The 23,143-nt window shown below is 64.5% G+C and carries 21 protein-coding genes; 7 read left to right on the top strand and 14 right to left on the bottom strand.

Going from position 1 to position 23,143, the window contains the following annotated elements; translation table 11 throughout:
- Window positions 1–1,114 precede the first annotated feature (1,114 nt).
- The 6 genes from RTN46_RS02320 to RTN46_RS02295 all read right to left on the bottom strand — a co-directional run bounded on the left by RTN46_RS02320 (window position 1,115) and on the right by RTN46_RS02295 (window position 6,576).
- A complete protein-coding gene (locus RTN46_RS02320; RefSeq protein ID WP_312178812.1) occupies window positions 1,115–1,612 on the bottom strand; it encodes a GrpB family protein in 498 nt (165 codons plus the stop codon).
- A gap of 178 nt (window positions 1,613–1,790) precedes the next feature.
- Window positions 1,791–2,798, bottom strand: coding sequence for an ABC transporter substrate-binding protein (locus RTN46_RS02315; protein WP_312178811.1), 1,008 nt, complete (start codon window positions 2,796–2,798; stop codon window positions 1,791–1,793).
- Complete coding sequence (locus RTN46_RS02310) at window positions 2,795–3,664, bottom strand: ABC transporter permease (protein WP_312178810.1); 870 nt, start codon at window positions 3,662–3,664, stop codon at window positions 2,795–2,797. The genes RTN46_RS02315 and RTN46_RS02310 overlap by 4 nt, the downstream gene beginning before the upstream one ends.
- 1 nt (window position 3,665) lies before the next feature.
- On the bottom strand, window positions 3,666–4,457 hold the full coding sequence (locus RTN46_RS02305; protein WP_312178809.1) for an ABC transporter ATP-binding protein: 792 nt from the start codon (window positions 4,455–4,457) through the stop codon (window positions 3,666–3,668).
- Window positions 4,454–5,320 (bottom strand): NAD(P)-dependent oxidoreductase, encoded by an 867-nt coding sequence (locus RTN46_RS02300; protein WP_312178808.1) that lies wholly within the window; start codon window positions 5,318–5,320, stop codon window positions 4,454–4,456. Before RTN46_RS02300 ends, RTN46_RS02305 begins: the two co-directional genes overlap by 4 nt.
- Window positions 5,317–6,576 (bottom strand): FAD-dependent oxidoreductase, encoded by a 1,260-nt coding sequence (locus RTN46_RS02295; protein WP_312178807.1) that lies wholly within the window; start codon window positions 6,574–6,576, stop codon window positions 5,317–5,319. The genes RTN46_RS02300 and RTN46_RS02295 overlap by 4 nt, the downstream gene beginning before the upstream one ends.
- A gap of 160 nt (window positions 6,577–6,736) precedes the next feature.
- Between RTN46_RS02295 and RTN46_RS02290 the strand changes: the two genes are divergently transcribed.
- Window positions 6,737–7,705 (top strand): LysR family transcriptional regulator, encoded by a 969-nt coding sequence (locus RTN46_RS02290; RefSeq protein WP_312178806.1) that lies wholly within the window; start codon window positions 6,737–6,739, stop codon window positions 7,703–7,705.
- On the opposite strand, the gene RTN46_RS02285 is transcribed toward RTN46_RS02290, so the two are convergent.
- The 6 genes from RTN46_RS02285 to RTN46_RS02260 form a co-directional block, all read right to left on the bottom strand.
- Window positions 7,665–8,852, bottom strand: a complete 1,188-nt coding sequence (locus RTN46_RS02285; RefSeq protein WP_312178805.1) for a peptidoglycan-binding protein — start codon at window positions 8,850–8,852, stop codon at window positions 7,665–7,667. The genes RTN46_RS02290 and RTN46_RS02285 overlap by 41 nt on opposite strands.
- A gap of 5 nt (window positions 8,853–8,857) precedes the next feature.
- Window positions 8,858–9,184 carry a thioredoxin gene (gene trxA, locus RTN46_RS02280; RefSeq protein WP_312178804.1) on the bottom strand — a complete coding sequence of 109 codons (327 nt, stop codon included), beginning with the start codon at window positions 9,182–9,184 and terminating at the stop codon, window positions 8,858–8,860.
- A 22-nt stretch (window positions 9,185–9,206) separates the two neighbouring features.
- Window positions 9,207–10,241 carry a thioredoxin-disulfide reductase gene (trxB, locus tag RTN46_RS02275; RefSeq protein ID WP_312178803.1) on the bottom strand — a complete coding sequence of 345 codons (1,035 nt, stop codon included), beginning with the start codon at window positions 10,239–10,241 and terminating at the stop codon, window positions 9,207–9,209.
- A 167-nt stretch (window positions 10,242–10,408) separates the two neighbouring features.
- A complete protein-coding gene (locus RTN46_RS02270) occupies window positions 10,409–11,941 on the bottom strand; it encodes an ABC transporter substrate-binding protein (RefSeq protein WP_312178802.1) in 1,533 nt (510 codons plus the stop codon).
- A 169-nt stretch (window positions 11,942–12,110) separates the two neighbouring features.
- Window positions 12,111–13,778: a murein biosynthesis integral membrane protein MurJ gene (gene murJ / locus RTN46_RS02265; RefSeq protein WP_312178801.1), complete on the bottom strand. Its 1,668-nt coding sequence runs from the start codon at window positions 13,776–13,778 to the stop codon at window positions 12,111–12,113.
- 82 nt (window positions 13,779–13,860) lie between these two features.
- Complete coding sequence (locus RTN46_RS02260) at window positions 13,861–14,340, bottom strand: NUDIX hydrolase (RefSeq protein ID WP_312178815.1); 480 nt, start codon at window positions 14,338–14,340, stop codon at window positions 13,861–13,863.
- A 194-nt stretch (window positions 14,341–14,534) separates the two neighbouring features.
- Between RTN46_RS02260 and RTN46_RS02255 the strand changes: the two genes are divergently transcribed.
- The 5 genes from RTN46_RS02255 (at window position 14,535) to RTN46_RS02235 (ending at window position 20,663) form a co-directional block, all read left to right on the top strand.
- A complete protein-coding gene (locus RTN46_RS02255; RefSeq protein WP_312178800.1) occupies window positions 14,535–16,013 on the top strand; it encodes a CCA tRNA nucleotidyltransferase in 1,479 nt (492 codons plus the stop codon).
- The gene (locus tag RTN46_RS02250; protein WP_312178799.1) at window positions 16,010–16,663 is read left to right on the top strand and encodes a histidine phosphatase family protein; all 654 of its coding nucleotides are present in this window, start codon (window positions 16,010–16,012) and stop codon (window positions 16,661–16,663) included. Before RTN46_RS02255 ends, RTN46_RS02250 begins: the two co-directional genes overlap by 4 nt.
- Before the next feature lie 612 nt (window positions 16,664–17,275).
- Entirely contained in the window at window positions 17,276–17,545 is a 270-nt protein-coding gene (locus RTN46_RS02245) for a hypothetical protein (RefSeq protein WP_312178798.1), read from the top strand.
- 129 nt (window positions 17,546–17,674) lie between these two features.
- Window positions 17,675–18,928 (top strand): D-inositol-3-phosphate glycosyltransferase, encoded by a 1,254-nt coding sequence (gene mshA / locus RTN46_RS02240; protein ID WP_312178797.1) that lies wholly within the window; start codon window positions 17,675–17,677, stop codon window positions 18,926–18,928.
- 67 nt (window positions 18,929–18,995) lie between these two features.
- A complete protein-coding gene (locus tag RTN46_RS02235; RefSeq protein ID WP_312178796.1) occupies window positions 18,996–20,663 on the top strand; it encodes a formate--tetrahydrofolate ligase in 1,668 nt (555 codons plus the stop codon).
- Window positions 20,664–20,753: 90 nt separating this feature from the next.
- On the opposite strand, the gene RTN46_RS02230 is transcribed toward RTN46_RS02235, so the two are convergent.
- Window positions 20,754–21,839: an inositol-3-phosphate synthase gene (locus RTN46_RS02230; RefSeq protein ID WP_312178795.1), complete on the bottom strand. Its 1,086-nt coding sequence runs from the start codon at window positions 21,837–21,839 to the stop codon at window positions 20,754–20,756.
- A 128-nt stretch (window positions 21,840–21,967) separates the two neighbouring features.
- Window positions 21,968–22,630: a LysE family transporter gene (locus RTN46_RS02225; protein WP_312178794.1), complete on the bottom strand. Its 663-nt coding sequence runs from the start codon at window positions 22,628–22,630 to the stop codon at window positions 21,968–21,970.
- A gap of 68 nt (window positions 22,631–22,698) precedes the next feature.
- Between RTN46_RS02225 and RTN46_RS02220 the strand changes: the two genes are divergently transcribed.
- A complete protein-coding gene (locus tag RTN46_RS02220) occupies window positions 22,699–23,118 on the top strand; it encodes an Lrp/AsnC family transcriptional regulator (RefSeq protein WP_312178793.1) in 420 nt (139 codons plus the stop codon).
- The last annotated feature ends 25 nt before the right edge of the window (window positions 23,119–23,143 follow it).

Below are 23,143 nucleotides of genomic sequence, written 5' to 3'. Positions count from 1 at the left end.
GCCCTGAGCCCTGAGCCCTGAGCCCTGAGCCCTGAGCCCTGAGTCCTGAGCCCTGAGCCCTAAGTCCTGAGCCCTGCAGCGCCACTCCCTCCCTGCCGCCCCTTCCGCCCCTTCCGCCCCTTCCACCCTGCTGTGCCATTCCAACCCTGACGCCTTTCCACCCTGCGGTGCTGCCGCCCTTTCCAGCCCGCCGCCCTTCCCCTGGCAACGATGTGCAGAGGTAAGTATCGATGGCCAACCGCCTAGCTTCGCACCCTCGTCCCCATGGCTGGGGAACCGCATTAGTGTCGAACTGAATGAAGGGAGATTCCGAGGAACTGGCTAAAATCTCGAGGCCTGTCTGGAATTGAAGCAATCGGACCGTACGTCTGGGAAGCCTGTAATGCTCGCGTTGACTGCGAAGGCGCCCGTCCTTGGTCCATTGAACCCTGGGTCGGGCACAGTCGCTGGCGCCGTAGTCCGTGGCGCGTGGAAGCCCCAACGACTCCGGGGGGGAGGAGGGAAGAACGCACGCCGATGATTCGATGGTCCCTCCCGGTAACCCGGGCGTAGCTGCCGAAGGGAAAAGCAAAGGACGGCGGGAAGCCTCCTGGCACCTTGGCCTGAGCATTGGATTCGGGGCTTCAGCGATCTCGGGCGTGATGTTCCGTTTCACGTGAAACAGAGCTTGGGCTCGAGGCCACCCTTGAAGCCCACCGCCGCAGCGGCACAAGAAGAATCCAGCGGCACAAGAAGAATATGGGACACTGCGCATCACCTTCATGCCCCACCTCAAATTTGTTTGAGGCGCATCGATGCTTCCCGGAGACGCGATCAGCACAGCCCGTGGGGCTCTGACATGCCGCAACTGCGATGAGCGCGGCACTAAACTCCGGGATCATGTTGGACTGTCCGGGGCTGAGTGGCGACAATAAGGCAATCTGGTGAGCTTCTACGGCAGGGACTCGGTTAGTTCGTCGGATTACTCCACGCGCTGCCAAGCAACCGTTTCTGAGCGTCCGGAAAGGGACGAATGGGATGAGCGGGCCTGCTTGGGGCAGGCAGGCGCTGCCTGGCCCGCGGTTGGCTGGGCGCCGGGTTTGGCTTGAGCTGCAGCTTCAGTGGTTGCTGCCAGTCAGGGCACCCCAGCACTTTTGAGAATCGCTGCCACCAGGTCCGCTTTATAGGAAGTGTATTCGCCCCAGTCTCCGGTACTGGCTGCGGCGTCGAGCTTGACGCTCAGATAGAGTTCCCTTGCTCGGATATCGTTCCGCAAGATATCGCGGAACGCTATGCGTCGTCGCCATTGTCGTCCCTGGATCTCGACGAGGTGGACGACGATCTCCCTGTTACTCCTGTTGGGCAGACTGAACCAGGCATGTCCTTCCCTGTGACCCTCGCAGTCGAATCCGTCCGAACTAAGGAGCGCCATGGCGGTTGACCACTCGTGTAAACGCACGCCGGCCAGGACATCAACAACGTCCTTGGCGGGAAGGTCTGGAACGGCGGTTGAACCGATGTGCTCGACCGCCGCATTCGGTAACAAGCGAGCCAGTCGTCGGCGAACGACGTCAAATCTTGCTGCCCACCCCTGGGGGTCAGCGGGGACGAGTTCGATGCTGTCGAATTCCATAATCCTTACCTGGGACCGCTTGGAAAGATGCCGATGTCCTAAGGCGCAGGATCCCGGCGTCGGCGGCCCTAACGAAGATAATTTCCAAAGTTTCCCTGACACTAATACATGCGACAAAACAAAGGGCGGGCCCCCACTGGTGGAGGCCCGCCCGGTTTTGCTTTTCTCGGTGCAGAAACTACTTGATGTTCTCCGAGAAGCTCGAATCAATGTAGCTGCCCTGCTCAATCGGTGCCGAGTACTCGATTGCACCCGAAGCCATCCAGACTTCTTCCATCTTGGCGAGCTGCTCAGGCAACGGAGCCAGATTCGGCAGCCAGGTGTAGAGCGGGACAGCCTTGACCTCTTCAGCCGTCTGCCCGGTGGCATCGCCGATGATCTTCAGGTTTTCGTCCGAGTAGCGGTCCTCGCCCTGGAGGTCCTTGGCCGCGCGGGCGACGGCGTTGAAGAACTTCTGCGCGTTGTCCGAGCCTGCGAAGTGTCCGCCGAAGATCATTCCGGTACCGGAGGTTCCGGCCGGCGGGACACTGAGCTGGACAGCGGTCTCGTCACCGATGGCCAGAGTGGAGAACGGTGCGGAAATCAGGCCTGCGTCGAGGCTGCCATTGGCGATAGCCGTAGGCATGTCCGGATTGCCGAGGTTGACTACCTCGACGTCGTTGATGCCAAGGCCGGCTTCCTCCAGCGCCAGCGCCAGCAGGAACGCGCCGGTTCCGCCGGAACCGCCGGCAGCGCCGACCTTGCGGTCACGCAGGTCTTCGATGCCATTGATCTGTCCGTCGTCGGCCAGTGCTTTGGAGACAACCAGGCTGGTGGGGCTCTGCTCGGTGTTTCCGTCAGCAACGCCCATCGAGCCTACGACCTTGATGTCGAGGCCGGTTTCAATGGCGCTGAACATGCCCGCGGAAAAGCCGGCAGCGACAACGTCGAGTTTTCCACTGGAAGCCAGCGGAACGGCATCCTGGCCGGACTTAACGGTCTCCAGCTTTACTTCCAGGCCTTCGTCTTCGAAGTAGCCCTTGGCATCAGCAACATAGATGGGAGCAAAAATGGGCAGCTGTACGATTCCGACGCTCACACTCGTCGTTTCGGGTCCTTCAGCTTCCGCACCGGATTCGGCGCTGCATCCGGTCGTAACGAGGGCTGCCAGCACCATTGCGGCAGACACTTTCAGTTTCAGTTTCACTTCTTATCCTTCTTCTTTGATCCATTGGAGTATTTCCAGGGAAGTACTGCGCGTTCCAGGAGAAGCACCAGTGCGGTCACCAGTGCGCCCACGAGGGAAACAACAATCAGCCCGACGTACATCTTGGCGGGCTGGAAAAGCTGCCAGGAGTTCCAGATGAGGTAGCCGAGGCCGTCATTCGAGGCCACGAACTCAACAGCGGTAATAACGATGACGGACATTCCAGCCGCTACCCGGAGTCCGGTAATGATCGCGGGGGTCGCTCCGGGCAGCAGCACGTAACGGAACAACTTGAACCCGGTGGCTTTGTAGGCGCGGGCCGCTTCCAGCACCCGGGCATCAATCTGGACGATGCCGGCAAGCGTGTTGATCTGGATGACGAAGAACACCGAGATGGCCACGCTGAGCACCTTCGGTGTTTCCGTGAGGCCGAAGATCAGCAGCAGCAGCGGAAGGATCGCGATCTTGGGCAGGGCATAAAGGGCCGTGAACGTCGGGCCGAGCGCAGCGCGCAGCGGCCTCCACACTCCCATCAAAAGGCCGACGGCGATGCCTGCCACAGCGCCACAGGCGAATCCAACGCTGAGCCGCGCCACAGTGGCTCCGGTGTGCTTCCAGAGTTCGTTGCTTTCCATCATGCTCCACGCCTGCACAGCAATCTGTGTGGGCGGTGTGAACAGGCGAGCATCGATGGCGCCGCCGCGGGCCAGCAGTTCCCAGATGGCAAGAAGCAGGACCGGAGTCAGGACGGAGAGGGCAAGGTCCCGGAAGCGGAGCCGGCGCTCCCGCGAAAACTCACGCGCAATCGCACCTTGGAGCTCGGCGTCGGCCGATGCCTGGGTATGGTCTTGGGTCGTTGTCGTCATTTTAGGAGTACCTCAGGGATGCTTGGACTTCGTCGCGCAATGAATCCCAGATATCTTGCTTCATTGACGCGAACTCGGGGCTTGCTTCGATCTGCATGCTGCGCGGGCGGCCGAACGGAACGTCGATAATTTCCTTGACCCTGCCCGGACGGGCGGACATCATGACGATCTGGTCGCCCAGCAGCAGCGCTTCCTCAATAGAGTGGGTGACCAGGACAACCGTCTTTCGCTCCAGCTCCCAGAGCTTCACCAGCTGTTCCTGCATCAGCATCCGTGTCTGGGCATCAAGTGCACCGAGCGGCTCATCCATCAGCAGCGCGGGGGAGCCGGTGGCGAACGCGCGGGCGATGGCGATGCGCTGGCGCATACCACCGGACAATTGATGCGGATAAGAGTCCTCGAAACCGGTCAGTCCGGCCTCGGCGATCCAGTGCCTGGCATGTTCCTCGCGTTCGCGCCGGCCCACACCGGCCATCTGCTCGCCAAAGGCGACGTTCTGCAGCACGTTGAACCAGGGAAACACGCCGTGTTCCTGGAACACGAAGGCGGAGGTTGGGACCTTATCCGCGTGCAGGCTCGTGGAGATGTGGCCGGACGTCGCCGTCTCCAGATCGCCAAGGATGCGGAGCAGCGTCGACTTTCCGCAGCCGGACGGCCCGACGATGCAGGTGAAGGAGCCCTCCTTCAGCTTCAGGTTGATGTCGTCGAGGGCGTGGACGCCGGTGGCGCCGGGGAAGACCTTGTGGACGGAGTTAACCTCGAAGGCATATTCCGTCGAAGTTGCTGGGGTCATATTGTTTCCTGAATCTCGGTGGACTGCTGTGGGGTGTGGCGGGGAGGGAACGGGGAACTGAAGATCCCTCCAATGAACTGCTGGTCCCAATCTGCGGCCTGCAGGGTCTCCGGAGCGCCGGGGCCAACCAGGTCCGGCGCCCAGAGCTCGGCGTCGTCCTGCGGCTCGTAGCCAATCGCTGTTCCGCCGGCTGCTGAAAGATAGCTCCGGGTGTTGGCGGAAACGCCCCAAACGATGCGGTAACCATTTGAGGGCTTGTCCAGGGCCTGCAGGAACAAGGCTCCGGCATCCGCGGGGGAGAGCCAGGTGCTGAGCATCCGGGCATCCCGTGGGGTCTCGAAGCGGGAAGCGATGCGCAGACAGGTGATGTCCATACCGTGGCGGTCATGGTAGTAACTGCCGAGAGCTTCAAGGGCTGCCTTGGAAACCCCGTAGAAGGTGTTCGGACGCACGGGTGTCTCATCCGGGACCCGCGCGCCGTCGGCCGGTATCGGCGTGAAACCGGCCGCATGGATCGAACTTGCCAGCACTGCCTTGGTGATCCCCAGCCGCTGGGCGCAGTCAAGTACTGCCTGTGTGCCGTCGATGTTGACCTTCAGGATGCGGTCCCAGTCGTCTTCCAGGGGAATTCCAGCCAGGTGGATCACCGCATCGCAGCCTGACAGCGCCGCGCTGAGGGCGGGCCGGTCAGTGATGTCGCAGACCGCCCACTCCACGTCGAAATCGCGTTCGGGACGGACCCGGTCAATACAGCGCAGCTCCATCCCCGAGGCCAGCAGTGCAGGGATGATGTCGGAGGCGAGGCTGCCGGCGGCACCGGTCAGCGCCACCCGCTGGGGGAGCTGGACCCATGGACCGCTCATACCAGGGCCCCCTGGCCTACGAGCGCCTGCTGGAGCACGGCAATGTCCACGGAGTCCTGCTTGGCGTAGAGCGCGGCGGCGAGCCCGGCTGCCTGTCCGGTGGCGAAGGCGGTGCCCATCACCCGAAGGGATGCAAAGGCACGGTTATCGGAGCTGACCAGACGCCCCGCGGCCCAGAGATTCTCCACGTCCGAGGATGCCAGCGCCCCATAGGGGATGTGGTACCAGCTCTGTCCGGCGATCCGGTGGTAGGAGGTGGAGCCCGCAACGGCGTGGTCTTCCATCGGCCATCCGCACCGGGCAACAGCGTCCTCCGGGCGGCGCCGGGCACCGCTTACATCCTCTGCACGCACTGTTTCCTGGCCCATGAGCCTGCGGGCCTCACGGATGCCGAGCTGCGGGCCGGTGGCTGCAAGGTAGGCCTGCTCCCAGCCGGGCAGGCAGGAGACAAATGCGTTGAGATAGTCGTGGCACCGGGTACGTGCGCGGCGTTCGGCCTCGCTGAGCGCCTGGACGTCGAGGACGTCGATGTGTTCGTCGGCCAGCAGCAGCATGAGCTCGCGGGAGAGCGGCAGCCGGACGCAAGTGCTGTTGCTGCGGCCCAGCTCCACACCGGTCCGGAGGGCATACGCGGCCAGGGCCCGGTCCATGGCTTCGGGAGAGGTCTCCGCATCCTCCGTGACCCCGCCGACCCTCATCACCAGGGTGCTTGCCTGGCGCTGATCGGGCGGAGAGAGGTGATGCGCGGCGTCGGCGGCAGCCAAAAGGGCGCCGTCACCGCTGCAGTCCACGAAGGTCTTGCCCACGATCTCCAGGTCGCCGCCGCGGTGGGAAAGCATTACGCTCTCGATGCCGCCGGGGCCCCGTTTCGCTGCGTGAAGCGTGCTGTGGAAAAGGACGTCGACGCCGGCGTTGGCGGTCAGCTTGTCCAGGATGAGTTTGGTGGCTTCGAGATCCAGCAGAATGACCGTATTTCCCGAATTGCTGTAGGTTTCGCGCCGGTAAAGGTCGTAGCCGCGAAGCTCTTCCAGAAACTCTTCGCCGAAACCGTAAACGACCTGTTCGCCCTGCTGGTCGAAAAAGCCGCAGTAGGAGAGCACCGAGCTGTTCGTAGCTGCGCCGCCGAGGAAGCCGTACTTCTCGACGAGGCAAACCGTGGCACCGTCGCGGGCTGCGCTCACCGCCGCGGCCACACCGGCCGCTCCGCCCCCTATAACAACAACGTCATAGGCTGTTCGGCCCGAGGTATGGGGCATGAAATATGTCCTTAAAACGTGGAAAAAAGCTTGAAAAAACTTGGAATTGAAGACATCGCCACAAATGGCGCCGTCAGAATCCAATTGTGGATGTGACTGGTGTCATACTTCAAATGCCTATTAGGCTGTCCAGCCATAACCGTGAAGCATGGGGTAACAAATGGAATTAAGGCAGATTGAGTACTTCGTCCGGGCTGCGTCAACCGGGTCGGTAAGCGCTGCCGCAGCGGAGCTTCACATGACGCAGCCAGCCCTTAGCCGGCAGATCGCGGACCTCGAGCGGGAGGTCGGCAGCCAGCTTTTCGTCCGGACGGCGAAGGGTGTGACGCTCACGGAGGCCGGTGACGCCCTGTACGGTCACGCACACCAGCTGATTGGCCAGGTAGAGAAGATTCCCGAGATTGTTCGGGTGGCTGCCTCGGGCAACAGGGTCCTGCGGATCGGGGCACCGCCGGGGCTGCCGCATGCGTGGTTCCGAAGCGTCACGTCCCGCGTGCGGGCAGCAGATCCGAGGATTCAGCTTTCCCTCTTCGAGGCGAGCAGCGATGAACAGCGCCGGCTCCTGCGGACCGGAGCACTGGACGTCGGCCTGCTGCACGCGCTGCCCCGGGAGGGCCACGCCATGCACATCCTGACGCAGCCGCTGGGAGCGGCCGTCCCGCCGGACTCCCCGCTGGCCCGGCGCACCAGCCTCGCCCTAGCAGACCTGGACACCCTGATGGTGATGGCGCACGCTGTGGGCGAGATCAAGGCACAGGAAGTCCGGCTTCGTGCCGCTGCTGATGCCGCCGGAATCCGGGCACAGTGGGTTTTCCGGCGATTCAGCCATCACTCCATGCTGATCGCCGAACTTGCGGCGGCTGATGCGGCCTTGACCACACAGGCTTCCGCAGCGATCAACTTTCCGGACTGGCCCTGGATACCCCTGGACGCACTGGATGAGGCGGGGGTGGAGATGCTGGTGCGCACCTGGGTGACCTGGCCTGCCACGCTCCCAACCGGGCAGGTGGAGGTCCTGGTGCAGGCAATGATCGACGAGTTAGGGGTGGAAAACGGTTCGGGACGGCCAGTTACTATCCCGGGCCAGGTTAAAGCCCGGAGACCCGCCGCTGCTCCTCTGCGGGGTTAAACCGGCTGACATCGTCCAGGACCAGGGTGCCAGTCGGCTGGTCTTCCTCCTCCAGGAGGTACAGGCGCTGGATCGCGATGACGATCGAATCGGCAACTGTCTGCCGGAACACCGGATCAGCCAGCCGATGCGCGTCGTGGAAGTTGCTCAGGTATCCCAGGTCGATTCCCACCGACGGGATCCCTGGCAGCTTCAGAGTGTCCCACGTCCGGGCGTGCACGCCGAGGCTGTTCATATCCGTCCGGGCCGCAAGCTCCTTGACCAACAGGATGGCCGCCCGCTGACCGATGGGGGAACGGGGTTCACCTGAGGAGGGCAGTCCCCAGTAGAAGGCGGCAATGCCGGATGCCGCCGGCTGGTCCAGCCAGTCGCAGTGGATGTCGACGTTCAGGCTCGGGAGTTTGTCCGCCGGGTTCTGGCTGCTGGCTTCGGCATCATAGGCCACAACCTCGGCACCGAACTCGTTGAGGATCCGTTCCACACGGGCGCAGACATCGGAGGCAACCATCAGTTCGGTGAGGGGCTGGCCCGTCAGGCGGTCCGTGACGTGGGCGGAGGGAATCTCGGAGCGTCCGATGTTCAGTGTGATGGTGCGTCCACGCAGGGCTGCCGTGGAACGGTCCAGACGCTCATAGTCGCGCAGCGCGAAGGCCTGGCTGGGGGATATGGCCCGGTTTACCCGGGACATCGCCGTCATCGTGTGCTCATCGCACACCCCGGACCCGGGGATGCCCAGGTTCTGCTGCAGCTCAGCGACGGCGTAGCGGGTGCGGACCCCGAATTCGCCGTCGATATGGCCGTAGTAGAAACCGAGGTGGGACAGGTGCCGCTGCAGCTCGGCGACGTCGTCGCCACGCACGGCGGGCTGGTCCTCGGTGTAGGCCAGGGTGCGGTCGCCAAAGCGGAACTGGGCTTCGGCGAGGGCGCGCTGGGTGTCCGGGCCAGCCACGCCGTCGACAATCAGTCCGCGGCTCTGCTGGAACGCGCGCACCGCCGCGTCGACGTGGTCGTCGAAGACGGTCGGATCGTTGACGGCGTCGGGAGCGAGGTAGGACATGGAAACGCCGGCGCGCAGCAGTGCTTCGCGAAGCGGCACTACGCGCCGGCTGGAGTCCAGTCTCCGCAGGCTGTTGTCGTACGTGGGCATAAAACCTACTTCAGGAAGGCAGCGAATTCCTGCTCAAGGACCTGCTTCGGCTTGGCGCCGATCGACGTGGCAGCAACCTCACCGCCCTTGAAGACGTAGACGGCTGGAATGGACGTGATGCCGTACTTGGCGGCGATCGCCGGGTTGTCGTCGACGTTGACCTTCACAACGTCGACCTTCTCCGCGTGCTCGGCGGCGATCTGGTCGAGGATCGGTGAGAGCATCCGGCACGGCCCGCACCATTCAGCCCAGAAGTCCACGATGACCGGCTTGTCTGCCTCCAGCACGTCGGCGCTGAAGCTGGAATCCGTTACGTCTTTGGCATTGCTCATGGTTCTTGCTCCTTGTGGGTCTCTAGACAGCGGCGTTTTCGGAAACAGTTTCCGACGCCGGGGTGGGAACGGTGGCAGCCGTGGCGGCCGAACCGAGGTCTGCCAGGTAATGCTCGACGTCGAGCGCTGCCACACAGCCCGAACCCGCCGCGGTGATGGCCTGGCGGTAGGTCGGATCGATGACGTCGCCGGCGGCAAAGACGCCGGGGAGGGAGGTTTTGGATGTGCGTCCCTGGACCGCGATGGTGCCGGCTTCGGTCAGTTCCAGCTGGCTGCGGACCAGGTCCACGCGGGGATCGTTGCCGATCGCCACGAAGATTCCGGTCACGGCGAGCTCCGACTCGGAACCGTCGACGGTGTTGCGCAGCCGGATGCCGGTGACCTTGTCCTCACCATGGATGCCCACGACCTCAGAGTCCCAGGCAAAGCGGATCTTCTCGTTGGCCAGGGCGCGGTCCTGCATGATCTTGGAGGCACGCAGGGTGTCGCGGCGGTGCACCAGGGTCACGGTGGCAGCAAACTTAGTCAGGAACAGTGCTTCTTCCAGCGCTGAGTCACCGCCGCCGATCACGGCGATGTCCTGGCCCTTGAAGAAGAAGCCGTCGCAGGTAGCGCACCAGCTGACACCGCGGCCGGAAAGCCGTTTCTCATCCTCGAGGCCCAGCTCGCGGTAGGCGGAGCCGGTGGAGATGATCACCGAGCGGGCCAGGAAGGTCTCCCCGGTTCCGATGGTGACCTTCTTGATCTCACCGGTGAGATCAACGTCCGTGACGTCCTCAAACAGGATCTCGGTGCCGAAGCGGGCGGCCTGCTTCTCGAGGTTGGCCATAAGGTCCGGGCCCATGATGCCTTCGGGGAAGCCCGGGAAGTTCTCCACGTCAGTGGTGTTCATCAGTTCACCGCCGGCAGTGACGGAACTGGCGATCAGCAGCGGCTTCAGGTTCGCCCTGGCGGTGTAGACGGCGGCCGTGTACCCGGAGGGGCCGGATCCGACGATGATGACATCACGGATTTCGGAGGCTGTACCTGCGGCGTCGGGGCGGATTTCGGTGCTCACGTGCTGTGGACCTCTTTCTTTGGAGAACGGGCGTGATCCGGTTTATGGAACGCTCGGGGACCTCTAACCACACGGCACAACACTGACAATGAACAGCTTATTCCGAATGGCTCCTGCGTCACATGATGAGCCGCCGGGCCGGTTCCCGGCGGCTCAAATGGCTGGAATCAGGACACTTTGATCTCTGCGATGCGCAGGCCCCACGGGTACTCCGCCTGGACCCCGCTCAGGCGGGGAAGCTGGGTGAAGTTGATGATGACGTAGCTGGCGGAGGCCGGCTCCCCGTCCACCTTGGGCACGGTGATGCTGGTGGTCGGACCGGTGAAGCCGCTCTGCGCCACGGTGGAGGCGCCCTCCAGTGACGGCTGGTCATTGAGCATGACCGAGAAATTGCCGCCGCTGCCGTTCAACTGCGTGATGTCCACCTTGTTGATCGCGGATTCGTCTTCCAGCTCAACAACGAGGGCCAGGCTGGGAGCCAGGCCGCCGAAGGTGTCGGAAGCGTAAACGTAGCTGGACCAGTAGCTGGCCGGGTTGCCGTCAACGATCTGCGGGAGGGCGGCGTCGTTGACCGCGTCCAGCTCCGGGTTCCCCGGGACCAGCCGGGTGACGCCGGCAATGGCCGGAGCCGGCAGCGCCGCCCCGGTTTCTTCCGTGGCCCCTTCTTCCGGTGCGGGAGCCTCTGCCGTGGGGGAGGACGAGACTTCGTCGGAGGCGAGCATGTCCCCGACCTTGTCCAGCTGCGTGAAGGCCAGCACCACGGCAACGATCAGGACCAGGCTGAGGAAGCCTCCGACCAGCAAGCGGCCGTACTTGCGGTTCCCGGATTCCTCCGGCTCGTCGGTTTCCTGGTTGTAACCGTCACTGTCGTAGTCTTCATGGTCGCCGGCCTCATAGCCAGCGCCCAGGGCAGTGCGGGGGAAGCTGGAGGCTCGGCGTTCGCCCTCACCTACGGGGGCGTAGCCCTCAGCGGGGAAGTCATCCTCGGCTTCCCAGCGGCTCACCTTGGGACTGCCGGTGGAAGCGGTATTGGCCGGCGCCGTGGAATAGGCGGCGGTACGCGGGCTCTGGCTGGGCGGCGGGGGTACGACGCCGGCGCCGGTGGCTGCCTCCGCGGGGGCCTCCTGGGAACCGCCGTATTCGAGGTCGCGTTCAGCGCTGGCAGCTGCGGCAGCGCCCGCGGCACCAGCTGCGGCACCACCGGCAGCGGCCCCACGGCCGAAGCGCGGAAGGTGGGGCTTGGAGAGGCCGGAGAGCAGCGGCCGGCGGTCGCGGTCCGGTTGTTCCTCCACATAGCGGTCTTCTTGGACCGTCTCAGGTTCGCGGGAACGGGGCTCGCCAAAGATCTCCGAGCCGAGCGTATCGGTGAAGAAGGGCTCAACATAGGGGGCGTCGCGCTCAATGACCAAGTCCAGGAGGTCGGCCGCGTTGCCGTTGGAGGTGATCAGGTAGGTGTACCCGTCGCTGACGCCGAGGTCCAGGATCTGCACGGTGGAATGCCGTTCACCGATCGCGATTTCCCGCGCGCTGGCGCTGACCTGGGTGGCGTTTTGCGGTGCGGCAACGAGGATGCTTACGGCACGGTTCAGCACCTGGTCCACGCCATCGAGGACGAGGTCGTTCTCTGCCGAGGCGAGTACTTGGGCGGTGACCTTGTATCGGCCGCCCAGCACTGAACCAACGTTTACCGGTTGTGGCACGTGTTCCTCCCGTGGAAACGGCTGTAACTGCTGCGAGATGTTGCCACCGGCGCTGGTGACGCCGCCGGTGGGGTTAAACACAGTACGTGCATGTCACTAAGGACTTTCCATACTGCCCACTTTGTACCCATGCTACCCGCGGCAGGGGTCAAAACCTGAGTTGACTGTCTCAGCCCTTTCGCTGCAGCCGTGCGAGCACCGGCTCCAGGAACTCGTCCAGTTCACGGACCTTGAGCCCGCGCAGCAGGGCCACATAGACCCCGGCCATCAACGCACCGCAGACTACGAGGACGACGATGGCGCTGGAAAGGGAGCGCCAGGCGAACCCATCGGCGGTATATCCGCCAAGCAGGGCCAGCGCCGCCGCGCCCACGGCCGAAGCGCCCAGGGCAGCGATGGTCAGGCGGACATGGACGTTGAAGACCTGCGGGGCGCCGTAGTGCCCGAGCCTGCGGTTCAGGAAGATGTGGCTGAGGACGACGGCGGCTATGTTGCCTATCGAATAGGCCACCGCCAGGCCGAAAACGATCCGGTCGGCCGGCAGTGTGGCCGCGGCCAGGGCCAGGCCCACGCCCAGAATGGACAGGATCACCTGCATGGTCAGCGGGGTTTTGGCGTCCTCGTTGGCGTAGAAGGCGCGGTTCATGAGGAAGGTGGCGCTGAGGAACGGCGCGCTGGCCGCGAGCAGGACCAGGACCTGTGCCTGAATAACTGCCGAGGAGTTCGACCCGCCGCTGAACCACATGCTGATCGGTCCGGCCAGCACCACCAGGACGGCTGCGCAGAACACGGTTGCCACACCGATGGTCCGCAGTCCGCGGGAGACAGTCTCCCGGACGCCGTCCAGGTTCTTCTCCACATAGGCGTGGGACATGCGGTTAAAGAGGACGGTGGCGAGGGAGAGCGTGATGACCGAGTGCGGAATGATGTAGAGCATGGCCGCGGTTTCCAGGTTCAGGTGACCGGCTATCTCCTGGGGCGGGGTCATGGCCTGATACTCCGGCCGCGCAGCGGAGGCGATGGTCGCAACCTTGGTGTAGACAAGGTAGGCGCCGTTGCCGACCAGCATGGTGAGGATGGTCCACTTGGCTACCTTGCCGGTCTGCCCCAGCCCCACGCCGCGCAGCCCGAAGGATGGCCGCAATCCCAGTTTCAACTTCTTCAAGGGGAAGAGCAGGACGACGGCCTGCAGGACAATTCCGAGGGTGGTGCTGCCGGCCAGGATCAGGGTGGCGGTTGACGTCCAGGTTTCCGGAGAGAACTGCTCGGTCTCCTGCCGGCCGACGAAGGTAATAAAGACGATGAGACCGGCGATCGCCACCACATTGTTGACCACCGGCGCCCACATATAGGCGCCAAAGCGTCCGTTGGCGTTGAGGATCTGGCCGATCACGGCATAGGCGCCGTAGAAGAAGATCTGTGGGAAGAGCCAGTAGGCAAAAACAGTGGCCAGCGGCAGCTGGTCCGGGTTCAGGGCTGTCACCAGCGGAAGGATCAGCGGCGCCGCAAGGGTAGCCAGGAAGGCGATGACAGCCAGGAATACCAGGCTCAGGGTCAGGATTCGGGAAACGTAATCCGCGCCCCGGTCCTCCCGTTTGCTCGCCTTGATGATCTGGGGCACCAGAACGGCGTTGAAGACGCCGCCCGCAACCAGCAGATAGATGAAGTTGGGCAGCACGTTCGCGGAGCTGAAGATGTCCGTTACCAGCCCGGTGTTACCGATGGCCACGGCCAGCAGGGCGGTGCGGATCAAGCCAAGTACGCGGGAAACCATGGTTCCCGCGGCCATAACGGCGCTGGAGCGGGCAGTACTGGGAGCGGTTTTCTGTGCGGCCATTATGTCCTTATGCTCTCACCTTCGGGCGCGTTTTCCTCAAAGCGGGCAGGCGGGGGCATCCGGGCAGCCCCGGGCCCACGGGTCAAAGATGCTTGGGCAGAATCTCGCGGGCGAGGTCCGCTATGCGCCGTTCGTTTGGGAAGGAGAGCCTCCGGCCCAGGACCGAAAGCGGCACCCAGGCAACGTCAACGGCCTCATGGTCCGGATCATTCTCGATTGTGAGTTCCCCGCCCACGGCGACAAGCAGGTAATGGTGCACGGTTTTGTGGACCCGGTGGCCGCTGACCGTGAACCAGTAGTCAATACTGCCCAGCGGCGTGAGGATTCGGCCGTTGATGCCGGTCTCCTCGGCGATCTCCCGGATCGCGGCCTGCTCATTGTCTTCATCGTTTTCCGGATGGCCCTTGGGCAGGCACCACTCGAGCCGTCCGCCGCGGTTGAGGCGGGCGATGATGGCCACGGGCAGCTGGGGATCAGAGGTATCCACCACAATGCCCCCAGCCGATACCTCTTCTACGGTGGGAAGGGCCGGATGTGCCGGGTGCGCGCCGGAACTGCCCATTGACACAGTCAATGGGGTCCGCTTGGGCGCACTCGGCACGGGATGGGCCATACCCCCACTGTAACTACCTTTCTCCGGCGATGATGACTGTTCGGAGCCCACGCCTGCCGGGCCGCGGTAACCCCGGCGTGTCCGGGTCACAGGAGGGCTGCGTTGTCCACCGATGCCGGTTTATCTGGCAGGCTTAAAGCACTATGGCGCACCTTTTTGACAGCTCGTTTCCCAGTACCCCGCTTCCTGGCGTCATCCCGCAGCTGGGTGAGAAGTTCCAGGCAGCCGGGTTCGAACTCTCCCTGGTCGGCGGACCGGTGCGCGACCTCTTCCTGGGCCGGGTTTCCCCGGACCTCGACTTCACCACGAACGCCCGGCCGGACGACATCATTTCCGTGGTCCGCGGCTGGTGCGACACGTACTGGGAGATAGGCCGGGAATTCGGCACGATCGGGATGCGCAAGGACGGCTTCCAGATCGAAATCACCACGTACCGCGCCGAAGCCTACGATCCCGACTCCCGCAAGCCAGTGGTCGCGTTTGGCGACAAGCTGGAGGACGACCTGTTCCGCCGGGACTTCACCATGAACGCCATGGCCCTGCGGCTTCCGCAGCTGGAACTGGTGGACCCCTTCGGCGGAGCCCGCGACCTGCACGCCGGAGTGGTGCGGACACCCGGTGCGCCGTCGTCCTCCTTCTCCGATGATCCACTGCGAATGATGCGGGCGGCCCGGTTCGCCTCCCAGCTTGATGTGCGGGTGGCGCCGGAGGTCTTCGACGCGATGAAGGACATGGCAGCGCGGATCGAGATCATTTCCGCCGAACGCGTCCGCGACGAACTGGTGAAGCTGATCAACGGCAAATCACCGGCAGACGGCATGGACCTGCTCGTGGAAAGCGGGCTGGCCGGCTATGTGCTGCCGGAAGTCGCGGCCCTGAAACTGGAGATTGACGAGCACCACCGGCACAAGGACGTCTACCAGCACTCGCTGACCGTGCTGCGGCAGGCCTGCAGCCAGGAGACGGGCCCCGACGGGCCGGTGCCCGGGCCGGACTTTGTCCTGCGGTTCGCCGCACTGATGCACGACGTCGGAAAGCCGGCCACCCGCCGTTTCGAACCTGCGGGTTCGGTCAGCTTCCTGCACCACGACGTCGTTGGTGCCAAACTCACCGCAAAACGGATGAAGGCGCTGCGTTTCGACAATGACACCATCAAAGCCGTGTCCCGCCTGGTGGAACTGCACATGCGTTTCTACGGCTACGGCGACGCCGGCTGGAGCGACTCCGCCGTGCGCCGGTACGTCACGGACGCGGGCCCGCTGCTGGAACGCCTGCACCGGCTGACCCGTTCCGACGTCACCACCCGGAACCGGCGCAAGGCCGAACGCCTGGCCTTCGCGTATGACGACCTCGAAGCCCGGATCGAGAAACTCGCCGAGCAGGAGGAACTGGCCTCGATCAGGCCCGACCTGGACGGCAGCCAGATCATGGAACTGCTGGGCATCCGCCCGGGGCCCGTGGTCGGCCGCGCATACCGGTTCCTGCTGGAAGAACGAATGGAGAACGGTCCGTCGAGTCCGGACGAGGCCGAAGCCAAGCTTCGCAGTTGGTGGCAGGAACAGCCGGAGAGCCGGCAGGAAGCCGGGATCCCCCAGGGACCCGAAACGAAGGAGCAGCCATGACCGCAGAGAACCTCGGACCGGCCGTACCGGACCTGACGCCCTCCGGCACGCCGCTGCCCATGCTATGGCTGGTCCGCCACGGTGAGACGGAATGGTCCCGGGACGGGAATTACACAGGACTTACTGACATCCCCCTCACAGCAGCCGGGGAGGCGCAGGCGGAGGCAGCCCGCGGGAAGATCGGAAATGTCGCCTTTGACCGGGTCTTCACCTCACCACTCATCCGTGCCCGGCGCACTGCCGAGCTCCTGGGTTACCCGGACGCCGAGGTCCTTGAGCACGCTCATGAATGGGACTACGGGCAAAACGAAGGCCGTAAGAGCACCGAAGTGCGGGCCGAGAACCCGGGCTACATCATCTGGAATGACGGCGTGCCGGGCGGCGAAACGCTGGAAGCCGTCGCAGCCCGCGCAGACCGGATCATCTCCACCATCCAGGCCGGATGCGGAACGCCGATGGACCAGGATCCCGGGGCCGTTCCCATGGAGCGGGCAGCGCTCGTGGCCCACGGACACTTCCTGCGCATCCTCGCTGCCCGGTGGCTTGGGTTTGCTCCCGACCAGGGCCGGCACCTGGTGCTCGGGACCGCTGCCGTGTGCGTCCTGGGCTGGGATAAGCACACCCCTGCTGTCCTGAAATGGAATATCTAGGAAAAGATTCCAAAAAAGTTATGCATTTGGGCTTGGCATAAGCTGTATAAGTCGGCTATATTTTTTTCAGCAGCCAGATGTGGCAGCTAATGTGCCGCAGTACCGGCTGTGTTGCCGTACCGGCACAAAATCAGCAACACGCAGCAACCAATGCATCGGCCCCCAGGGGCCCCGGATAAACATGGAGGTGGAAATGGATACCAATCACACGGGCGTACCCGGACAGTTCGGTTTCCGTGCAGCCACTTCCCCCGGCCTGCCGGTTGGAATGCGGTTGCGGCCTTGCGGCGGCTCCACTGCCGGAGGCTCACGGTCGGTCGGTTCCGCGTAGACGCGGATACCTGCCTAGCCTGACCTCCCCGCACCGCCCCGGTTTCCGAAACGCCGGCCTCCCAGGCACGAACTAGTTGTGTCCGGGTGCTGCACGGTTTCGGTTCCTGGCCCTCAACGGCTTTCCCGGCCCGGGTGCCTGTCCGCTTGACTGCGGGCACAGATCAGCACACGGAAGCCCAGTCACCGACAAAAGCCATTGAACCGGACCGCTTTTCGTCCTTCACTTCCTTTCACTTCCCTTTAGCGCGCCTTTTGCACGCCATTCTTTGGAGTATTTCCGTGCCTTATAACAACCTGCCCTTTTTGGGATTGAATGATGACAAATATGTCCATAACGCCGCACCGGCGCCTCCAATCGGGAACGCTGCAGCGGGCACCGTGGACCGCGGGAGCTTCGTGGGCCTGGCTGCCCTTGCGGCGCTGCTGCTCCGCGGCCTGCACCGGACCTTCCGCCGGCAGTGGGGAGCCAGCGGAGAATCGCTCCGGAAGCAGGAGGAACAGCAGTTCAACCTGCTCACCCATTACGTCAACAGCCGCAGGGGGCTGTGACGGGTACGACGCCGTCCTGCCGGGGCCGCCGCAATCAGGCGGCGGCCCCGGGTAAGGAATCAAAACGGCACCCCTTGGCGTTGTATGGTCGATAGGTAGGGAACACAGGCCAGCGACGAAGGGAGTGCTGTGCCCCAGGTCAACCGGGTGGCAATGCTCTCGCTGCATACCTCCCCACTCGAACAACCTGGTTCCGGTGATGCAGGCGGAATGAACGTGTACGTGCGTTCCGTCGCCGTTGAAATGGCGAAGATGGGCATGCAGGTCGACATCTTCACCCGCGCCTCCGCCCCGGATCAGCCATCGGCGGTGGAGATTGCGCCCGGAGCCGTTGTTCGGCACGTGACCGCCGGACCACGCCGCCGCCTGCCCAAGGAGTTGCTTCCCGGCCTGGCCGAGGAGCTGGCAGAGGGCATCGGCGCTGCGGCCCGCGGACTGCAGGATGACGGACGGTACGACGTCCTGCACTCCCACTACTGGGTTTCCGGGATCGCCGGGCTGGCACTTGCCCGCCAATGGGATGCCCCCCTGGTTCACACCATGCACACAATGGCCCGGGTGAAGAACGTCCAGCTGAGGCCCGGGGAACCGGCCGAACCACAGGTGCGGATCCAGGGCGAACAGGACATCGTGGACTCCGCGGCACGTCTGATCGCCAACACCACCACCGAAGCGGCAGAGCTTGTCACTTGGTACGGGGCAGCGGAGTCCGCCATTGATGTCGTAGCTCCCGGCGTCGACCTTGAGGTGTTCTCCCCGGCCGGGCGCGGGGCAGCCAAACGGCAGCACGGCTTCGGCCAGAAGGAGTTCCACGTCGTATTCGCCGGACGCATCCAGCGAATGAAAGGACCGCAGGTGCTGGTGGAAGCCGCGGCCAAGCTGCGGGCCGCCCGTCCGGACATCCCGCTCCGGATCAGCATTCTCGGTGCCCCGAGCGGCTCTGAGGTCCTGGACCTGGACGCAGCCGTAGCCTCGCTGGGGCTGCAGGGTACGGTTCAGCTGCACCCGCCGGTCGCGGCCGGCGGGCTCGCCGGCTGGTTCCGTTCCGCCGACGTCGTTGCGGTGCCGTCCTACAGCGAATCGTTCGGCCTGGTGGCACTCGAGGCCCAGGCCTGCGGGACCCCGGTCATCGCCGCCGACGTTGGAGGCCTGCCAAAGGCAGTCAGCTCCGGCCGGACCGGAGTCCTGGTCCAGGGGCACGACCCAGCGAGCTGGGCTGCCGAACTCGAAGCGCTCTACGACCACCAGTCCTGGCGGGAGGACCTCGGCCGGTCCGCGGCCGTGCATGCCCGGGCCTTCGGCTGGCAGCGCACCGCGATGCTCACTACGCAGGGTTACCGGCGGGCTGCAGAACAGGCCTCGGCGCACGCCGTCGGGAACTAACTCTTCGCTTTCCGCGCCGCGCACCCCCGGATTGACGCATAACGGGGCTGGTGCGAGCGTTGACCCTATGGCCAACGACCTCGAAATTTCCCGCGCCGCAACCATGCAGCCCATCACCTCCATAGCCCGCGCCGCCGGTATTCCCGATGAGGCGCTCGAACTGTACGGCCGGTACAAAGCCAAAGTCGATCCCCAACGGGTGCCGGCCCCGGAGGAGAAGGGCCAGGTTGTCTTGGTTACCGCCATGAGCCCGACGCCGGCGGGGGAGGGGAAATCCACCGTCACGGTGGGACTGGGTGACGCACTGGCGCGTGCCGGCCGCCGGACCATGATCGCGCTGCGGGAACCGTCCCTGGGCCCGGTCCTGGGCATGAAGGGCGGTGCGACCGGCGGGGGCTATTCCCAGGTCATCCCGATGGAGGAAATCAACCTCCATTTCACCGGCGACTTCCATGCCATCACCAGCGCCAACAACGCTCTCGCCGCCCTGGTGGACAACCACATCTACCAGGGCAACGAACTAGGCATCGATCCCCGCCGTATCAGCTTCCGCCGCGTCCTGGACATGAATGACCGGGCACTGCGCAACGTGGTGATCGGCCTCGGCGGGCCCACCCAGGGCACACCGCGTGAAGACGGCTTCGACATCACCGTGGCCTCCGAAATCATGGCCGTTTTCTGCCTGGCCACCGGCATGCAGGACCTCACCAGCAGGCTGGCCCAGATCACGGTCGGCTACACCTATGACCGGAAGCCGGTGACCGTCGCCGACCTGGGCGTCCAGGGCGCGCTGGCACTGCTGCTTAAGGACGCGCTGAAGCCCAACCTGGTGCAGACCATCGCCGGAACGCCGGCGCTGGTCCACGGCGGACCCTTCGCGAACATCGCCCATGGCTGCAACTCGGTGATCGCCACGGCGCTGGCACGGGACCTGGCCGACGTCGTGGTGACCGAGGCCGGTTTCGGAGCAGACCTGGGGGCGGAAAAGTACATGGACATCACCTCACGGGTTGCGGATGTGGCTCCGGATGCCGTTGTAGTTGTTGCCACCATCCGCGCACTGAAGATGCATGGGGGAGTACCTCGGGACCGGCTCGATGAACCCAATCCGGCAGGCCTGGAAGCCGGAACGGCCAACCTGCGCAGGCACCTCGGCAACGTCGCCAAGTTCGGCATCACCCCCGTGGTCGCCATCAACCGGTTCACCTCCGACACTCCGGAGGAACTGGACTGGCTGCTGGAGTGGTGCTCGGAAGCCGGCGTGGAAGCAGCTGTCGCCGAAGTCTGGGCCGGCGGCGGCGGTGGCCCCGGCGGTGACGAGCTGGCCGGCAAGGTCCTGGGTGCTCTCGGGAAGCCGTCCGCCTTCGCCCCGCTCTACCCCCTGCAGATGAGCGTCGAGGAGAAGATCCGCACGGTGGTCCGGGAGATCTACGGTGCGGACGACGTCGAATTCTCCGTGCCGGCACTGCGCCGGCTTGAGGAGATCAAAGCCAACGGCTGGGAGCATTTCCCGGTCTGCATGGCGAAGACCCAGTACTCCTTCTCGGATGACGCCGCGAAGCTCGGCGCCCCGGAAGGGTTCACGGTGCACGTCCGGGACCTGGTGCCCAAAACGGGTGCCGGGTTTATTGTCGCCCTGACCGGAGCGGTGATGACCATGCCGGGCCTGCCGAAGTCACCGGCCGCCCTGCGCATGGGAGTGGCGCCTGACGGCACGCCGTCGGGCCTCTTCTAACGCCGGCAGCCAACCCGGCGAGAGAACAGAGAACGTCCTTCCCAGCGCTGGAAAGGACGTTCTCTGTTCTCTCGATGAGGGGAAGGGCGCTTAGCGCTCGACTTCACCGCGGATGAACTGCTCCACCTTTTCGCGGGCAAGGTCATCGTTGTACTGCTCCGGCGGGGACTTCATGAAGTAGCTCGACGCGGAAAGGATAGGCCCGCCGACACCGCGGTCCAGGGCGATCTTCGCGGCGCGGACGGCGTCGATGATCACGCCGGCCGAGTTGGGCGAGTCCCATACTTCCAGCTTGTACTCCAGCGAGACCGGGGCGTCGCCGAAGTTGCGGCCTTCCAGGCGGACGAAGGCCCACTTGCGGTCATCGAGCCAGGCGACGAAGTCCGACGGGCCGATGTGTACGTCGTTCGCGGAGAGTTCGGCCTCGACGTTGGAGGTCACAGCCTGCGTCTTGGAGATCTTCTTGGATTCCAGCCGCTCGCGCTCGAGCATGTTCTTGAAGTCCATGTTGCCGCCGACGTTGAGCTGGTACGTCCGGTCCAGTGTGACGCCGCGGTCTTCGAAGAGCTTGGCCATCACCCGGTGGGTGATGGTGGCACCGATCTGGCTCTTGATGTCGTCGCCGACGATCGGCACGCCCGCATCGGTGAACTTATCTGCCCATTCCTTGGTGCCGGCGATGAAGACGGGCAGCGCGTTAACGAAGGCGACGCCGGCATCGATGGCGCACTGGGCGTAGAACTTGGCTGCCTTTTCGGAACCGACCGGCAGATAGCAGACCATAACGTCAATGTTGGCGGCCTTCAGCTCAGCCACGATGTCCACCGGGTCCTCATCGGATTCGGTGATGGTTTCCCGGTAGTACTTGCCCAGGCCGTCGAGGGTGTGGCCGCGCTGGACCTTGATGCCGGTCTCGGGGACATCGCAGATCTTGATGGTGTTGTTCTCGCTCGCGCCGATGGCATCCGCCAGATCCAGTCCGACCTTCTTCGCGTCAACGTCGAAGGCGGCCGCGAACTGCACATCGTTGACGTGGTACTTGCCGAACTGGACATGCATCAGGCCCGGGACGGTTGCGCTCGGATCGGCGTCGGCGTAATAACGGACACCCTGCACCAGCGATGCAGCACAGTTTCCGACACCAACGATTGCGACCCGGATGGGGTTCTTAGCCACTGTTCTCCTTTGAAGACATTCCATATGCCGCCGCACGCGGGGCAGGCAACTGCATCAGTCTACTTTGTTAACCTGATCACATCCGGGCAGGTGCCGGCCGCCGGCGGCAGCTGCGGATTGCAGCCCGCTCAGCCGTAGCTGACGGCGGAGACTGCGACGGCGCCCAACCCCAGGACCGCGACCGTGGCATGGCCCGCCATCGAGAGGGTCCGCTGCACCGCACCAGTGGTCCGGCCCCGCAGGTACGCGCCGGAGAAGACAAGTCCCAGCTGCCAGGCCAGGGAGCCCAGGCTCACTCCGATGATGAATGCCCACGGCCCGGCGGGCGGGGATAGAACGTCCCGGAGGCCGACCGCCAGCGCAGCGAAGTAGAACAGCGTCATCGGGTTGATGGCGGTCAGGGACACGAACAGGACAAAGCGGCGCCGTTTGGACGACTCGGGGAACTTGAATGACGACGGCGGCGCCGGGCCCGCCTCGGGCGCCGGGCCGGGACCCGAACGCCAGGTCCGCCGGATGCCCACCAGGCCCAGGAGCATAAGTGCCACACCTCCGGACAGGGCCGGTAGGGCACCCCAGGAAGTAATCAGCGGTGCCGCTGCGGTGCCGGCCAGGATGGCCAGGGTGCAGTACGCCGCGTCGACCAGTGCCACGGCGAAGGCCGCCGGTGCCGCTTCCCGGAACCCTGCAGCCAGCCCCTCACGCAGCAGCAGGACCCCCACCGCTCCGAGTGGGGCGGCCACGCCGAAGCCGGCGAGGACTCCTCCGGCCAGCGCTGTGATGACATCCATTCCGTTACTGTGCCTGCCGGAGCTCGGTTCGACCGCGATTGTAGCGGTCCTGTAGCTAGAATCGCGGTGTGGACGGAATAGACAGCAGAATTCTCGGGATTCTGCAGCGCGAAGCGCGGATTACCTACAGCGAACTGGGCCGTCGGGTTGGCTTGAGCACCAACGCCGCTGCGGCTCGGGTCCGCCGGCTCGAGTCCAGCGGGGTCATCCTCGGCTACCGCGCTGTCCTCGGCTCGGATGTCCCGGAGACCGGAGCGGGGCTGCAGGCCTTCATCGATGTGCGGCTCAAGCCGGAGACGGATTCGCGGGCTTTCCTCGAGTGGGCCCGGGCCGATGCAGCCGTCCAGGACGCCGTGCATGTCACCGGTCCCTACGACTACATCCTGAGGGTTAATGTCCCGACCATGAAGGCACTGGATCTGCTCCTTCACCGGCTGAAGGTGGATTCGGGGGCGATCCAGACGCAGACCAGGCTTGCCCTGCGCTGATCAGGCGTCACTGCATACTGGTAGA

Origin of the sequence: Arthrobacter sp. (genome assembly GCF_031988865.1) — a bacterium.
Taxonomy (GTDB): Bacteria; Actinomycetota; Actinomycetes; order Actinomycetales; family Micrococcaceae; genus Arthrobacter_B.
This window is presented reverse-complemented; position numbering and strand designations above follow the sequence as displayed.